The organism is Gemmobacter denitrificans (assembly GCF_036964905.1).
Lineage (GTDB): Bacteria > Pseudomonadota > Alphaproteobacteria > Rhodobacterales > Rhodobacteraceae > Gemmobacter > Gemmobacter denitrificans.
The window spans coordinates 539,765-555,977 of record NZ_JBALHR010000001.1 but is presented as its reverse complement, the minus strand read 5'-3'; the positions used below and the strand labels follow the sequence as shown (position 1 = coordinate 555,977).

8 protein-coding genes are annotated in these 16,213 nt (G+C 61.1%); 2 read left to right on the top strand and 6 right to left on the bottom strand.

Annotated elements, in window-relative coordinates; all coding sequences use genetic code 11:
• The first annotated feature begins 36 nt into the window (after positions 1-36).
• Together V6590_RS02660 and V6590_RS02655 are read left to right on the top strand one after the other, a co-directional pair.
• Positions 37-6,939 (top strand): Hint domain-containing protein, encoded by a 6,903-nt coding sequence (locus V6590_RS02660; RefSeq protein ID WP_335419112.1) that lies wholly within the window; start codon positions 37-39, stop codon positions 6,937-6,939.
• A gap of 110 nt (positions 6,940-7,049) precedes the next feature.
• Positions 7,050-9,152, top strand: a complete 2,103-nt coding sequence (locus V6590_RS02655; RefSeq protein ID WP_335419109.1) for a Hint domain-containing protein — start codon at positions 7,050-7,052, stop codon at positions 9,150-9,152.
• Here V6590_RS02655 and V6590_RS02650 read toward each other — a convergent pair.
• From V6590_RS02650 to V6590_RS02625, 6 genes are all read right to left on the bottom strand, one after another.
• On the bottom strand, positions 9,138-9,719 hold the full coding sequence (locus V6590_RS02650; RefSeq protein WP_335419107.1) for a nucleotidyltransferase family protein: 582 nt from the start codon (positions 9,717-9,719) through the stop codon (positions 9,138-9,140). The two genes, V6590_RS02655 and V6590_RS02650, sit on opposite strands and share 15 nt — an antisense overlap.
• Before the next feature lie 4 nt (positions 9,720-9,723).
• A complete protein-coding gene (locus V6590_RS02645) occupies positions 9,724-12,150 on the bottom strand; it encodes a GcvT family protein (RefSeq protein ID WP_335419105.1) in 2,427 nt (808 codons plus the stop codon).
• Positions 12,151-12,369: 219 nt separating this feature from the next.
• Positions 12,370-13,671 carry a branched-chain amino acid ABC transporter permease gene (locus V6590_RS02640; protein ID WP_335419103.1) on the bottom strand — a complete coding sequence of 434 codons (1,302 nt, stop codon included), beginning with the start codon at positions 13,669-13,671 and terminating at the stop codon, positions 12,370-12,372.
• Positions 13,671-14,681 carry a branched-chain amino acid ABC transporter permease gene (locus tag V6590_RS02635; protein ID WP_335419100.1) on the bottom strand — a complete coding sequence of 337 codons (1,011 nt, stop codon included), beginning with the start codon at positions 14,679-14,681 and terminating at the stop codon, positions 13,671-13,673. The genes V6590_RS02640 and V6590_RS02635 overlap by 1 nt, the downstream gene beginning before the upstream one ends.
• Positions 14,682-14,685: 4 nt before the next feature.
• The gene (locus V6590_RS02630) at positions 14,686-15,396 is read right to left on the bottom strand and encodes an ABC transporter ATP-binding protein (RefSeq protein WP_335419097.1); all 711 of its coding nucleotides are present in this window, start codon (positions 15,394-15,396) and stop codon (positions 14,686-14,688) included.
• Positions 15,389-16,180, bottom strand: a complete 792-nt coding sequence (locus tag V6590_RS02625) for an ABC transporter ATP-binding protein (RefSeq protein ID WP_335419094.1) — start codon at positions 16,178-16,180, stop codon at positions 15,389-15,391. The genes V6590_RS02630 and V6590_RS02625 overlap by 8 nt, the downstream gene beginning before the upstream one ends.
• Between the last annotated feature and the right edge of the window lie 33 nt (positions 16,181-16,213).

Genomic DNA, 16,213 nt, shown 5'->3' with positions numbered 1-16,213 from the left:
TTTTCCTCCCCTCGGGCCCTGTAAGCGAGTAGCGCCATGCCGATTGCAAATGAACTGACCATCAATACCGGTGCCAGCGCGCTGGACATGGCAAATGCCATCTTCGGCAGCGGTGTCACGGTAACCGGCGCGAGTTTTCAGGGCGCTCTTGGCACCCAATCCGGGGTCTATTCCGGGGCCTTGTCCACGATTGCAGGCGTGTCGCCGACGGATGGCGGGGTGATCCTGTCCACCGGCAACGTGCGCGACTTCACCAACAGTTCCGGCTCGACCGACACAAACACGGGTGCCGGCACCGGAATTGATGTTGCAGGCAGTACCGACGGCGATTCGCAGTTGAACACGGTTGCGGGCGTCTCGACATTCGACAACGCGATCCTGAATGCGACCTTCATCCCCGATGGCGACATGCTCACGATGCAGTTCGTGTTCACGTCGGAAGAATACCCCGAATTCGTCAACGGTGGCGTCAACGATGCCTTCGGCGTCTGGGTGAATGGTACATTTGTTCCGGTTTCCATCACCGTGGCGGGCAACGTGTCCATCGACGAGGTGAATGGCGGCCGCAACGAAAACCTTTATCGCGACAATACCGGCGACCAGTTCAATACGGAAATGGACGGTTTGACCTATGTGCTGTCGTTGAAGGCACCGGTCAATGCGGGCGTGGAAAACACCATCAAGATCGGTCTGGCCGATGGCGGCGATGCGATCTACGATTCCAACCTGCTCATCATGGGCGACAGTATCCAGACCTATACCCTGGCCTATGACGATCAGATCAACGCGCTGACCAACTCCAGCCGCACCTTCGACATTATGGCGAATGACGATTCCCGAAATGGTGAGTTGAACATTACCCATGTGAACGGCCAGGCCATCACGGCAGGGCAGACGGTGACCCTGCCCTCTGGCCATCAGGTGCGTCTGAACGCCGATGGGACCATCACGGTTTTCACCAATGGAACCCTGGGCGAAGAGAATTTCAGCTACACGGTGAATGATGGCCAGGGCAATACCGATGTCGGCTATGTCACGCTGAACACCACCAGTGCACCCACGCCGGATGGCATTGTGCAGGGCACAGGCGGCAACGATCTAATCGACGTCAACTATGTTGGCGATCCTGATGGCGACCGCATTGATGCCAATGACGGCCTGGGGGTCGAAGGCACGACCGGAAACGCCGATCTCGTTTATGCCGGGGCGGGCAACGATACCATTTATGGCGGCGACGCGAATGACATCATCTATGGCGGTGACGGTGCTGATGCGGGTCATGGCAATGCCGGTAACGATACCCTGTTCTTTGGCGATGGCGATGACACCCATAGCGCGGGCGATATTGGCGATGACCTCATCTATGGCGATGCGGGCAATGACGTGCTCAGCGGGGATCTGGGCAATGATACGGTCTTTGGGGGCACCGGCAATGATGCGCTGGAAGGGCATGACGGGGCCGATACGGTTTATGGCGGCGATGGCAATGATTACATCGCTGGTTTCGATGTCGCAGGTCTGACCACACCGGCCAACCGCACCGATACGCCGCCTGTCGGATCAGATGACGGTTCGGCCGATCTTCTGCAGGGCGATGCGGGCGACGACACGATTCTGGGCGGCGGCGGTGCTGACAGCCTGTTCGGCGGTGCCGACAATGACCGGCTGTTCGGCGGCACCGGCAATGACAGTCTGGATGGCGGCACCGGGTCCGACAGTCTGTATGGCGGCGATGATGCGGATACGCTGCAGGGTATGGACGGCGATGATCTGCTGTCGGGCGATGCTGGAAATGACAGCCTGTTCGGCTGGGACGGAAATGATGTCGTGCAGGGCGGCGATGGCGACGACATGGTCGATGGCGATGGCGGCGATGATACGCTGTCAGGCGATGCCGGGGCTGATACGCTGATTGGCGATGCGGGCAATGACAGTCTGGCCGGGGGCGCTGGTAATGACGCATTGTATGGCGGTCTTGGCACCGACAGTCTGGATGGCGGGGAGAATGACGACCTCGGCTATGGCGCTGAAGGGGCGGATACGCTGCTGGGTGGCACCGGCAATGACACGCTCTATGGGGGTGCCGATGCCGATCAGATTTCGGGTGGTGCTGGCAATGACAGCCTTGAAGGGGATGAAGGAAACGACCAGCTTGCGGGCGATGCGGGGAATGATCGCCTGATTGGTGGGTTGGGGGCCGACAGCCTCTATGGCGGCGATGATGCCGATTCCATCTATGGCGGTGTCGGCGATGTTGTGGTGGGTGGCGAGGGCGGCACCGACAATGACATCCTGGTGCTGAACCCGGCCGATGTGCAATCCATCACCTATGGTGGTGGAAACAACGAGGCGGGCACCGTTACCTTTGTGGGCGGCGGCACGCTGACCTTCTCGGAAATCGAGAATATCCAGTATAGCGGCCCGGTCGATGGCCTGAACACCGGCGAGGTGATGAACCCCGGCTATACCGACGCCCAGGGTGACCAGATCGACGGCACTGATGGCAATAATGACACGATCTTTGCCAATGGCGGCAATGACACGGTCTCGGCCGGGTTGGGCAATGATCTGGTCGATCTGGGCACTGGCAATGACAGTTTCGGCAGCTGGACCACCGAATCCGGCGATGACACGATTCTTGCAGGCGAAGGCGATGACACGATCATTGCAGGTTCGGGCAATGACAGTGTTCAGGGCGATGCCGGAAATGACATGCTCTATGGTCATGCCAACGACGACCAGCTTTATGGTGGCGATGGCGATGATCGGCTCTTTGGTGGGCAGGGCAACGATACGGTTTATGGTGGCGCAGGCAACGATACGCTGCAGGTCGTTGACGACTACCAGGGCGAAACCCTGTTTGGTGGCAGCGGCAACGATCACGTCCAGTTTTCCACCTTCTCGGGCACTGCCGGGGTGGAGGTGACCTACACCGGCAATGGTGCGGGCGACTTTGATTATCTGGGAACGGTCGCAGAGGGCACTTTTGCCGAAATCGAACGGCTTGGCCTGACAGACTTTGATGATATCGCTGACGCATCGGTCACCACCGATGGTGTTATCATCGGTGCCGGGGCGGGGAATGATACTGTCATCGGCGGGTCGGGCAATGACAGCCTGTCAGGCGCAGCAGGCAATGACCAATTGTCGGGTGGGGCCGGGAATGACACGCTGCTGGGCGGTGCTGGCAATGACACATTGTCCGGCGGTTCCGGGGACGACAGCCTGACCGGCGAAAGCGGCGATGATCGCTTTGTCCTGTCGAACGGCTTTGGCAATGACACGATCACCGGCGGCGAGACCGGCGAAACCACGGGCGATACCCTTGATCTTTCCGGTGTGACCACGGATCTGACCATCGATCTGACGGCTGCAAACCCCGAAAACGGCACAGTTGGCGATGGCAGCTCGACCACCGGGTTCACCGAAATCGAGACCATCGTTCTGGGGGCGGGCGAAGATACGATTGTGCTGGCCGATGGGTCGGGCGCGGACAGCGTTGCAGGTTTTGCAGCCCCGATCGACAATGGGGATGGAACATTCACCGGCCGTGACCTTCTGGATGTCACGGCGCTGAACGATGCCGACGGCAATCCGGTCAACGTGGCGGATGTCACCGTCGGCGATGATGGCAACGGCAATGCCATCCTGACCTTCCCGAATGGCGAAACGCTGACCTTGGTCGGTGTCGCGCCCGCGGCAGTTTCCAGCCCGGCTGCGCTGATGGCCATCGGCATTCCGCCCGCGCTGGACTATGTGGTGGAGGGCACCGCGGGCAATGATGTGATCGACGGTGCCTATCTGGGTGACCCGGAAGGCGACCGCGTCGATGCCAATGACAATGCGGCAGGCACCAATGACGATCTGATCGAAGCCTATGGCGGCGATGACCGTGCCTATGGCGGTGATGGCAATGACACGGTGGATGGTGGAACCGGGGCCGATGATCTGTATGGCGGCACCGGCGATGACAGCCTGATCGGCGGCGATGGCAATGACAGCCTGACCGGCGGAGACGGCGATGACACGCTGGATGCCGGGGCCGGGAATGACAGCATTGTCGGCGACAACGGCAATGACCTGATCTATGGCGGCGATGGCGACGATTATGTCTGGGCCACCGACGGCAATGACACGATCTATGGCGGCGCAGGCAATGACGATCTGTTCGGGCGCTATGACAATGACCTTCTGTATGGCGGCACGGGCAATGATACCGTTCAGGGCAGCCTTGGCTTTGATACGCTCTATGGTGATGAGGGCGACGACCTGATCAATGGCGGCATTGACAGTGATCTGCTCTATGGCGGCATTGGCAATGACACGCTCTATGGCGATGGCCCGGGCTATGCCGGAAATGACACGCTGCACGGCGATGAAGGCCAGGACGTGCTGTATGGCGGTGAAGGCAATGACAGCCTGACCGGCGGCGCGGACAATGACGAACTTTCTGGCGATGATGGCAATGACACACTGGATGGCGGCACCGGTGATGACGCCGTCTATGGCGGCGCGGGCAGCGATCAGATCACCGGTGGCAGCGGCAATGACAGCGTGCTGGCCGGAACTGACAACGACCTTGTGCAGGGCGGTGATGGGAATGATCTGCTTTGGGGCGAAGTCGGCGCCGATACGCTGCATGGCGATGCGGGCGACGATACGCTGATCGGTGGCGATGCGGCCGATCTCGATACCGCGGCCGATGTCCTGTATGGCGGCGCGGGCAATGACCAGATCGAAGGTGGTGCCGGCGCCGATACCATCGAAGGCGGCACCGGCAATGACACGGCTTCGGGCGGTGCGGATGCGGATTCGATCCTCGGCGGCGATGGCGATGACAGTCTGTCGGGCGGCACCGGCAATGACACGATCTTTGGCGACGCCGGAAGCGATACGGTCGATGGCGGCGATGGCGATGATGTCATTAATACGCGCACCGATCCCGGGCTGGGCGTACCGGACAGTGGTCTTGTGCACCCGACCAATCCGGCGCTGAGCTATCCCGCAGATACCGATCCGGACAATGACCGTGACCGCGTGATTGCGGGGGCTGGCAACGATATTGTTCTGACCGGCGATGACGATGACACTGTCTTTGGTGGCTCTGGCAATGACCAGATCGATGCCGGCTTTGACGATGACAGTGTCGAAGGGGGCGAAGGCGACGATACCCTTCAGGGCAACGAAGGTGCCGATACGATCCATGGCGATGATGGCGCGGATCTGATTTTCGGCGGGCTTGACCCGTCGAACCCGGATTATGCGCTGGCCAGCCAATATGATCTGACGGACGATATCGATCCCAACCCCGACAACAACCGTGACAGCCTGACCGGTGGCGCGGGCAATGACACGATCTATGGTCAGGATGATGCCGATACTCTGGAGGGCGGCATCGGCAATGATCTGCTGGATGGCGGGATCGACAATGATCTTCTGTCCGGCGAACAGGGCGATGACAGCCTGGTCGGCGGCCATGGCGATGACACGCTTTACGGCGGCGATGACAATGACACGCTGAATGCAGGGATCGGCAATGATCTTCTGGATGGCGGCTTTGGCAATGACTCGATCCTCGGGGGCGCGGGGCGCGATACCATCTATGGCGGTGACGGAAATGATACCGTCTGGGCTGATGATGCGACCTTTGTCGGTGACGATCTGGTTTATGGTGGCGCAGGCGACGATACGCTGACAGGCGGTTTCGGCAATGACACGCTGTATGGCGGCACCGGCAATGACACCCTGTCGGGGTCGGAGGGCGATGACAGCCTGCTGGGCGATGATGGCGAGGATTCGCTGCGCGGGGCCACCGGCAACGACACCCTGGACGGGGGCGATGGTGACGACACGCTGGATGGCGGATCGGGCGCGGATTCGATCAGCGGCGGCACCGGCAACGACACCATTCTGGCGGGCAGCGGCAATGACACCCTGTCCGGCGGGGATGGCAATGACCAGATTACCGCCTCGGTCGGCGATGATACCGTTGATGGTGGCGCGGGTGATGATGCCATAACCGGCGACAGCGGCAATGACAGCCTGTCGGGCGGGGCGGGGGCTGATACCATCCTCGGCGGCACCGGTAACGATACGCTGCGGGGTGGTGATGGTGCCGACCAGCTTTCCGGCGGCGATGATCGCGATCTGTTCGACGATGCCGGAATTGGCGATGTGATCGACGGGGATGAAGGCGGCGACGACCTTGACACCCTTGATCTGCGCAATTGGGGCAAGGCGCTGACCAACATCACCTATGACCCGACCAACAGCGAAAACGGTACGGTCGAGTTTCTGGATGCTGATGGCAACGTGATTGGGACGATGGAATTCTCGAATATCGAGAATGTCATCCCCTGTTTCACACCTGGCAGCCTGATCCTGACGGCGCGTGGCGAACAGAAGGTCGAAGACCTTGTGGTGGGCGATCTTGTGCTGACCCGCGACAACGGCTTCTGCCCGATCCGCTGGATCGGCAAGCGCGAGCTGAGCGGGGCCGATCTGGCCCGTGCGCCCAATTTCGCACCAGTCCGTATTGCCCGGGGTGCCTTGGGGCATGGCCTGCCGGAACGCGACATGATGGTCAGCCCGCAACACCGTATGCTGTTGACTGGTCACCGCGCAGAAATGCTGTTCGGCGAATATGAGGTGCTGGTCGCAGCCACGCATCTTCAGGGCCAAGCCGGGATCGAACAGGTCCGACCGGAAGGTGTGACCTATATCCACCTGCTGTTCGACCAGCATGAGGTGATCCGCGCCGATGGCGCCTGGAGCGAGAGCTTCCAGCCCGGTGACCTTTCACTGGCGGGCATGGATGATGCACAGCGCAATGAACTGCTGGCGTTGTTCCCCGAACTGCAATCCAGTGCAAGCGATCGCTTCCCGGCGGCGCGGCGCAGTCTGAAAGCGCATGAGGTTCGGGTTCTGCTGACAGCGTGACCCCGGCAGGGGTCACTGTCCTGACAAATTGAATCAAACTTTCCCCGCAAGTTCGCCGCAATTTCGGGGCATATCCACTGCCATGCATCTATGGCAGTGGATGGTCAGGTATGGCGAATGTTACGGGTTGGACGGGGAACGACACGCTGAACGGAACAGCCCAGGCCGATTCCGTTTCCGGCTTTGGAGGCAATGACAGCGTCACCGCCGCGGGTGGGGCCGACAGCATCTGGGGCGGTGCCGGGAATGACACGCTGAATGGCGGCGACGGCAATGACATCCTGCGCGGCGATGCTGAACAGGCGGGGATCTGGGGCTATCGCGTTTACAACCGCGATTTCACCTCTGCTGCCGGGCAGGCGTTTACCATTGAAAGCGGTACGCTTGCCGGTTCCGGTCTGGCCAGCACGTTCGATGTTCTGACCCATGTCAATTCTGCCCGTGGCACCAGCGGCGACCCGAATGATTTCGGGGTCATCTATACCTCGACCTTTACTGCGACCACGGCCGGTACCTATACATTCCGCACCACATCGGATGATGGGTCGGCGATGCGGATTCTGTCGTCAAATGGAACGCCGCTGACATGGTCAGGCCAAAGCACCGGGCAGACCGGGCTGACCTATCTGACCAACGATTTCCATCAGGGCGCGACGACAAGGCAGGCGTCGGTCACTCTGGCAGCGGGGCAGACCTATACGATCGAAATCAGGGTCTGGGAAAACCTCGGTGCCCAGGTTCTGAACGCGGATGTGTTGTTGCCTGGCAGCACGACCTGGACCAGCCTTGCCAACAACACCAATCAGATCGGCACCGGCGTCCATAGCGGCAATGATGTCATTGATGGCGGCACAGGCAATGACACGATCTATGGCGAAAACGGCAATGACAGCCTGCTCGGCAATACCGGGCGCGATTCCCTGTTCGGCGGGGCCGGGTCGGATACGCTGGATGGCGGTGCCGAAAATGACACGCTCCATGGCGAAGATGGCAATGACAGCCTGCTGGGCAATCTGGGCGATGATCAGCTGTTTGGTGGTCTGGGCGACGATACCATCTACTTTGGTCCCGGGAATGACACCGTCTATGGCGGTGATGGCAATGATCTGATCGACGATCTGGCTGGCTCGGTCGAGACCGGTGCCAACCTGATTGATGCGGGGGCCGGTGCCGACACGGTCTGGGCAGGCCTTGGCAATGATACGGTGTTGGGCGGCGTGGGTGCGGACCAGATCTCGGGCGAGGGGGGCGATGACAGCCTGTCGGGCGAGGCGGATGCCGATGTCCTGTCGGGCGATGCTGGCAACGATCAGCTGTTCGGGGGCGATGGCGCAGATCAGCTGGACGGCGGCGACGATGATGATACGCTGACCGGTGGCACTGGTGCCGATACGATGACGGGTGGTGCCGGGCGCGATACGTTCATCGTGGGCGCTGATGGCAATGGCGACGTGATCGACGGTTCGGAAACCGGGGTCGATTACGATGTGCTGGACCTGCGCAGCCTTGGCCGCGCCAACACCAATGTGATTTATGGCGGCGGCAATGACGAAAGCGGCACCGTCGAGATCCTGAATGGTCTGGGCCAGGTGATCGGCAGCTTTACCTTCTCGAATATCGAAAAGGTGCTGCCCTGCTTTACCCCGGGGACGCAGATCACCACGCCTAACGGTCCGGTCGCAGTAGAACGCTTGCGTGTCGGCGACAGGGTGGTGACGCAGGATCATGGGGCGCAGCGTCTGGTCTGGGTTGGCAAGGTGCATGTCAGCCGGGTCGAGCTGATCCGCGCTCCGCATCTTTGCCCGGTCCGCATTGCGCGCGGTGCCCTGGGAGATGGCTTGCCGGAACGCGATATGTGGGTCAGCCCGCAGCACCGCATGCAATTGTCTGGCTTGCGTGCCGAGCTTTTGTTCGGCGAGGCTGAGGTTCTGGTTGCAGCGCTGCATCTGGTGGGGCGCCCCGGTATCACCCGTGACTTGCCAGAAAAGGGCGTCGCCTATCTGCATATCATGTGTGAACAGCATGAAATCATTCGCGCAGATGGCTGCTGGACCGAGAGCTTTCAACCCGGCGATCAGGTTCTGCGCGGGATGGATGCCCCGCAACGCCGCGAATTGCTGGACCTGTTTCCCGCCCTGACCCGGAACAAGGGGTTTGTTGCGGCACGGCGGTCGCTGCGCGCGCATGAGGCGCGGGTGCTACTCGCCGCCTGAGGCACGCCATGCGGCCCAGTCTTCGGGCGTATCCAGATCGATCAGCGCGGCGGTTCCGGGCAGTGGAACCAGGCGCACCCGGCTGTGATGCGCCTTCAGCAGACTGCGGGCCCCCTCGTCGCCTTGCAGGCAAGCCAGGTTCGGCACCAGATCGGCAGGCAAGATCACCGGATGGCCCGCCCTGTCGCCGGACGCGCCCCGCAGTATAAACTGTGGGGATTTTTCATGCGATTCAATCATTTGAGTGATGATCTTCGCATCAATTCCGGGCATGTCGGCAGGCAGGATCATCACGGCCCCCGTCACGCCCTTCGCGCCCGCCCGGAGTGAGGCCGCCATCCCGCTGGCAGCATCGGGCACATCGATCATCGTGACGTCCAGCCCCTGAAGCGCCGCCTTGCGGGCGGGGCGGTCTGGCGGCAGGGTCACCCGCACGGGCAAACCTGTGGCCAGAGCCGCTCGGGCGATGCGGGCCAGCAAAGGCTGGCCCGCGACCTGTTCCAGCAGCTTGTCGCTGCCGCGCATCCGCGTTGATGCCCCTGCCGCAAGGATCAGCAGGGTCAGCATGACATCAGCCCCGCATCCTTGCACCATCTGCATCCCAAAGCGGGGCCAGATGCACACGCGCCGGGCGGCGTTCGCCCAGGATCTCGATTTCGCATTCCAGACCATCCTGCACCCGATCTGCGGGCAGGAAGCCCATCGCGACCGATTTGCCGGTCCAGTGGCTGAACCCGCCCGAGGTGCAGAACCCGACCACTGCGCCATCCAGCCAGATCGGCTCCCAGGCGACGACATCGGCATCGCTGGCATCAACGACAAAGCTGACCAGTTTGCGCTTGGGCCCCGCCGCCTTTTCCGACATGGCTGCCGCCTTGCCGATCCAGTCCGCCTCTTTGTTCCAACGGATGAAACGGTCAAGCCCGGTTTCGCAAGGCGTGTAATCTGGGCTGAATTCACGGCCCCAGCTGCCGAACCATTTGTCCAGCCGCAGCGACATCATGGCCCGCATGCCGAAGGGCCGCAGCCCAAGGTCTGCCCCCGCTGCCGACAGCGTGTGCCACAGATGCCGCACGCTCATGTGATCGGTGAAGATTTCATAGCCCAGATCGGCAGTATAGCTGACGCGCTGCACAAGGCATTTTGCCATGCCGATGGTCATGGGTTTGACATCCATGAACTTGAACGATTGTTCGGAAACATCGCTGCGGGTGACACGCGACAGCAGTTCACGCGCCTTTGGCCCCGCGATCTGAAAGCCTGACCGTGCATCCGAGACGTTCTCGATCGTCACACCTTCTTCCAGATGCTGGTCGAACCAGCGGCTGTGCCAGCCCTGGGCGCCATAGCTGGCGGTCAGTTGGAACTCGGTTTCCGACAGGCAAGACACGGTGAAATCGCCAATGATCTTGCCGCTTTCCGCCAGCATCGGTGTCAGCGACAACCGGCCGGGCTTCGGGATCGCACCGGCCATGATCCGGTCCAGCCAGGCGCGGGCCTTGGGGCCTTTCACCAGATATTTGCCGAAGTTCTGCACCTCGTTGATGCCGACCCCTTCGCGCACCGCCAGCACTTCCTGACGCGTCGCTTCCCAGGCGTTGGAGCGTTTGAAGGTCGGTTCTTCATGGCGCGGCTCGCCGGGCAGGGCATGGTAGTTCACCACTTCCAGCCCGTATTGCTGGCCCCAGACCGCATTCATCCCATCGAAAATGTCATACATCGGCGTGGTGCGGAAGGGCCGGGCTGCCGGGCGCTCCTCGTTCGGATAGGATACGTTGAAGCGCATCTGATAGTTTTCGATGACTTTCGGCACCGTATAACCCGGTGTCGTCCAGGTGCCAAAGCGCGCCACGTCAAAGCCGCGCGGGTCGCGTTCCACCTCACCTTCGATCATCCATTGCGCCAGGGCCAGACCCATGCCGCCCCCCTGGCTGAAGCCCGCCATGACCGCGCAGGCCGACCAATAGTTGCGCAGGCCCGGCACTGGCCCGATCAGCGGGTTGCCGTCGGGGGCAAAGGTGAAGGGGCCATGGATCACGCGCTTGACGCCCGTGCGCTCCAGCACCGGGAAGCGGCGATAGGCGAATGACACGCTGTCTTCGATCTTGTCCCACTGTTCATTCAGCAGTTCATGGCCAAAGTTCCACGGCGTGCCATCGACCGACCAAGGTTCGCAGGGCTTTTCGTAAAACCCGATGCACAGCCCGCGCCCTTCTTGCCGCAGATAGCTTTCGCCGCCCGGGTCCATCACATGCGGGAATTCGCGGCCCGATTTCAAGATATCCATGATTTCTGGAATATCGTCGGTCACCAGATACTGGTGCGCCATTGGTAGCAGCGGCAGATAGACACCCGCCATCGCTCCGATTTCGCGCGCCCAAAGCCCGCCCGCATTCACCACGTGTTCGGCAATGATGGTGCCCTTTTCGGTCACCACTTCCCAACTGCCATCGGGGCGGGGATTGGTTTCCAGCACCCGGTTGTGCAGCACGATTTCCGCCCCGCCCATGCGCGCGGCCTTGGCATAGGCATGGGTGGTGCCCGAAGGGTCAAGGTGGCCATCCAGCGGGTCGTAAAGGGCGCCGATGATCCCTTCCAGATTCACCATGCCATCGGTGAATTTGGCAATTTCTTCCGGCCCGAGGATTTCGGTATCCAGCCCCATGTAGCGATGCTTCGCGCGTTCGGCCTTCAGCTGTTCGAACCGCGCCGGATTATCGGCCAGCGTGATGCCGCCCACATGATGCAGACCACAGGACATGCCGGTGATCGCCTCAAGCTCCTTGTAAAGCCGGATCGTATAGCCCTGCAGCGCCGCCATGTTGGTGTCGCCGTTCAGCGTGTGGAAGCCCCCGGCCGCGTGCCAGGTGGAGCCCGAGGTCAGTTCCGACCGTTCAACCAGCATGACGTCCGACCAGCCCAGCTTGGTCAGGTGATACAGAACCGAACAGCCGACGACGCCACCGCCGATGACCAGAACGCGGGTATGGGTTTTCATGGAATACTCCTAGCGGATTTGTCCCAGAATGGCGGGGCGGCGTGCGAGGGTCATACGATTTTGCGACAATAATATGTCGCAAATACCGCTCCATTGGCAGCTTGTGCGGTCTTGCCGCCGTCATTCGTCGGCAGGTCAGAGCAATAAATGCGCATCACGCGTGGCAAATTAAAAAAGGACCGGGAACATCCCGGCCCTTTGTTTCTGTGATCTGTCGTCTTATTTTTCGGGGATCAGGCCGCGCGGGCTGAAACGCAGGACCAGCAGCAGGATCACCCCCATCGTCAGCAGGCGCATGTGTTGGGCGCTGTCGATCAGATGGGTTTTCAGCGCGCCCTCGGCCATGCCGGACGTCACCGCCATCATCACCTGCGGACCCAGCGTTTCCACCATCAGCCAGAGCCACCCCACCAGCAGACCGCCCAGGAATGCCCCCCAGTTGTTGCCCGAACCACCCACGATCACCATCACCCAGATCAGGAAGGTAAAGCGCAGCGGCTGATAGGTGCCGGGGTTCAGGATGCCATCCATCGAGGTGAGCATCGCCCCCGCAATCCCGATGACGGCCGAGCCCAGAATGAAGATCTGCAGATGTCGACGGGTGACATCCTTGCCCATGGCGCGGGCTGCATCTTCATTGTCGCGGATTGCGCGCATCATCCGGCCCCATGGGCTTTTCAGCGCAAGTTCCGAGGCCCAGATCACCAGACCCAGCACCAGCAGGATCATGCCGGTATAGGCCAGTTTCACGATGATGGACGAAGCTGTCATCGGATCGGCGCCCCAAGTGCCAGCAAAGGCCAGAAATCCGGGATCGGCTTGCAGTTCAACCTCCAGCGGGACCGGCCAAGGCCGCTCCTGCAGGTTCATCATCTTCACGCCACGGGCCAGCCAGTCTTCGTTCTTCATCACCGCGACGATGATCTCGGCAATGCCCAGGGTCGCAATGGCCAGATAATCCGACCGCAGGCCAAGCGCCGTCTTGCCAATCGCCCAGGCAGCCCCGGCAGCCAGCAGGCCCCCCACAGGCCAGGCCAGCAGCACTGGCAGGCCCAGACCACCCAGATTGCCATGGGTCGTTGGATCGAAGGCTTCAACTGCCGTCACCGCCGGATCAAACACTGCCCGGAACAGGAAGAAGCCGCCGATCAGGATGGCCAGAACGGCGAGCGTGCGGGTATTGCCCTTTGCCATCCGCTTGTAGGCCTGCATCGCCGCAAACAGCGTCACTGCGCCCAGCAGCAACCCGCCGATGATGCCCGCGCCACCAGCCTGCCAGCCCTCGGGGACCGGGTCAGCAGAGACCAGCACCACAGCCAGCCCGCCAAGGGCGGCAAAGCCCATCACACCGGTGTTGAACAGGCCCGCATAGCCCCATTGCATGTTCACACCAAGCGCCATGATTGATGACACCAGCGCGAAGTTCAGGATCAGAAGCGTTTGGTTCCACGATGTCAGGAACAGGCCCGAAATCAGGAACAGCGCCGCGACAGCCGCGAAAAGGGTCAGGTTCTTCGACATCAGACCGATTTCCCCTTGAAGAGCCCGGTGGGCATGAACAGCAGAACGATGATCAGAATGGTGAAGCTGACCGCGAATTTGTAATCGGTGGACATCAGCTGAACCAGACTCTCGGGCGCCAGGCTTTCGGGCAGCAGATAGGTCAGCACCTTTTTCCAGGCATAGGTCACCATCACCTCGGAAAAGGCGATGACAAAGCCACCTGCAATCGCCCCGATGGGCGATCCAAGCCCGCCCACGATGGCGGCCGCGAAGATGGGCAGCAAAAGCTGGAAGTAGGTGAAGGGTTTGAAGGATTTATCCAGCCCGTACAGCACCCCGGCAATCGTGGCCAGCGCCGCGGCGAGGATCCAGGTCACCTGCACCACCCGATCCGGGTTGATGCCTGACAGCAGCGCCAGATCTTCGTTGTCGGAAAAGGCGCGCATGGATTTTCCGGTGCGGGTCTTTTGCAGGAACCAGAACATGAAGGCCACGACCAGCACCGCCGTCACCACGGTCACAGCCACGGTGCCCTTGATCGCCAGACCTTCGGCAAGCCCGGTTGCGGCCTTGAAATCCCCGGCCGAAATCAGAAAGCGGCCGCCATCGGCAAAATTCTGATCCTCGACCCCGATGATCAGGCGCACGATACCGTTCATCACGAACATGACGCCCATCGAAACGATCACCAGAATGGTCGGGTTCGCCTTCTTGGTACGATAGAACTTGTATACCGTCCGGTCGGTGAACAGCACCAGTGCAGCAGTTGCCGCAATCCCGAAGGGCAGGGCCAGCAGCGCGGTGGGCAGCGGGCTGATGCCGACGCCCATCGACTGGAACCACCAGGTCACCAGAATGGTGACCATGGTGCCAAAGGCCATGGTGTCACCATGGGCGAAGTTTGAAAACCGCAGGATGCCGTAGATCAGCGTCACGCCAAGCGCGCCAAGCGCAAGCTGGCTGCCATAGGCCAGGCCCGGGACAAAGACGAAGTTGAGAAAGGCCACAAGGGCGTTGAGAATATCCATGACCTTAGCCCCCCAGGAAGGAACGGCGGACCTCGGGGTCGGCCATCAGGGCCTTGCCGGTGTCGGTGAAGCGGTTAGCGCCTTGCACAAGCACATAGCCCTTGTCGGCGATCTCCAGCGCCTGACGGGCGTTCTGTTCCACCATCAGGATGGAGATGCCCGATCGGGCGATTTCGATGATGCGGTCGAACAGTTCATCCATCACGATGGGGGAAACGCCGGCCGTGGGTTCATCAAGCATCAGCACCTTGGGCCGCGTCATCAAGGCGCGCCCCACGGCCACCTGCTGACGCTGGCCGCCCGACAATTCGCCCGCCGCCTGATGGCGCTTCTGCTTCAGGATCGGGAACAGGTCATAGACCTGCGCCATGGTATCGGCGAAATCATCCGTGCGGATGAAGGCACCCATTTCCAGATTTTCCTCGACCGTCATCGAGGTAAAGATGTTGTGGGTCTGCGGCACAAAGCCCATGCCCTTTTGCACGCGGGCCTGCGGCGACAGGGTGGTGATGTCTTCACCCTCCAGCCGGACCTGACCGCCACGCAGCTTCAGCATGCCGAACACGGCCTTCATGGCGGTGGATTTGCCCGCGCCATTGGGGCCGACGATCACTGCGATTTCGCCCTTTTCCACGGCGATGGTGCAGCCATGCAGGATATCGGCAGCCCCGTAGCCGCCTGTCATCTTGTCACCGATCAGGAACGGATCAGCCATGGGCCTGTTCCTCCTTGACCTTGTTCTTCAGGCCGGTGCCCAGATAGGCCTCGATCACCCGTTCGTCGTTCTTCACCTGATCCACCGTGCCTTGCGCCAGCACCTTGCCCTCGGCCATGCAGATGACCGGGTCGCAGAGGCGGGCGATGAAATCCATGTCATGTTCGATGACACAGAACGTGTAGCCGCGTTCCTTGTTCAGCCGCACAATCGCATCGCCGATGGTGTTCAGAAGCGTGCGGTTCACGCCTGCCCCAACTTCGTCAAGGAATACGATCTTGGCATCCACCATCATGGTGCGGCCCAGTTCCAGCAGCTTTTTCTGGCCGCCGGAAATCTGGCTGGCCTTCTGATCGGCCAGATGGCTGATCGTCAGGAAGTCCAGCACTTCATCGGCCTTCTTGCGGATCGCGGCCTCTTCGGCGGCGACGGCCCCGCGGCGGAACCAGCTGTTCCACAGCACTTCGCCCGACTGGCGCGCAGGCACCATCATCAGGTTTTCGCGCACGGTCATCGAGCCGAATTCATGCGCAATCTGAAAGGTGCGCAACAGGCCCTTGTGAAACAGTTCATGCGGCGGCAGGCCGGTAATGTCTTCACCATCCATCAAAACGCGGCCAGAAGTGGGCGTGTAGCGCCCGGCGATCACATTGAACAGCGTGGTCTTGCCCGCGCCGTTCGGGCCGATCAGCCCTGTGATGGACCCCGTCCTGATTTCCAGCGAGGCACCATCGACGGCATGGAAGCCGCCAAAATGCTTGTGCAGATTTTCGACAACGATCATCCGTCATCCCCCATGTCGGCACGTCTCATCCTT

Excerpts from the sequence above, each read along its gene's own strand:
- V6590_RS02630 (WP_335419097.1), bottom strand. The coding sequence starts at position 15,396 with ATGGCTGATCCGTTCCTGATCGGTGACAAGATGACAGGCGGCTACGGG.
- V6590_RS02640 (WP_335419103.1), bottom strand. The coding sequence starts at position 13,671 with ATGTCGAAGAACCTGACCCTTTTCGCGGCTGTCGCGGCGCTGTTCCTG.
- V6590_RS02625 (WP_335419094.1), bottom strand. The coding sequence starts at position 16,180 with ATGATCGTTGTCGAAAATCTGCACAAGCATTTTGGCGGCTTCCATGCC.
- V6590_RS02635 (WP_335419100.1), bottom strand. The coding sequence starts at position 14,681 with ATGGATATTCTCAACGCCCTTGTGGCCTTTCTCAACTTCGTCTTTGTC.
- V6590_RS02645 (WP_335419105.1), bottom strand. The coding sequence starts at position 12,150 with ATGAAAACCCATACCCGCGTTCTGGTCATCGGCGGTGGCGTCGTCGGC.
- V6590_RS02655 (WP_335419109.1), top strand. The coding sequence starts at position 7,050 with ATGGCGAATGTTACGGGTTGGACGGGGAACGACACGCTGAACGGAACA.
- V6590_RS02660 (WP_335419112.1), top strand. The coding sequence starts at position 37 with ATGCCGATTGCAAATGAACTGACCATCAATACCGGTGCCAGCGCGCTG.
- V6590_RS02650 (WP_335419107.1), bottom strand. The coding sequence starts at position 9,719 with ATGCTGACCCTGCTGATCCTTGCGGCAGGGGCATCAACGCGGATGCGC.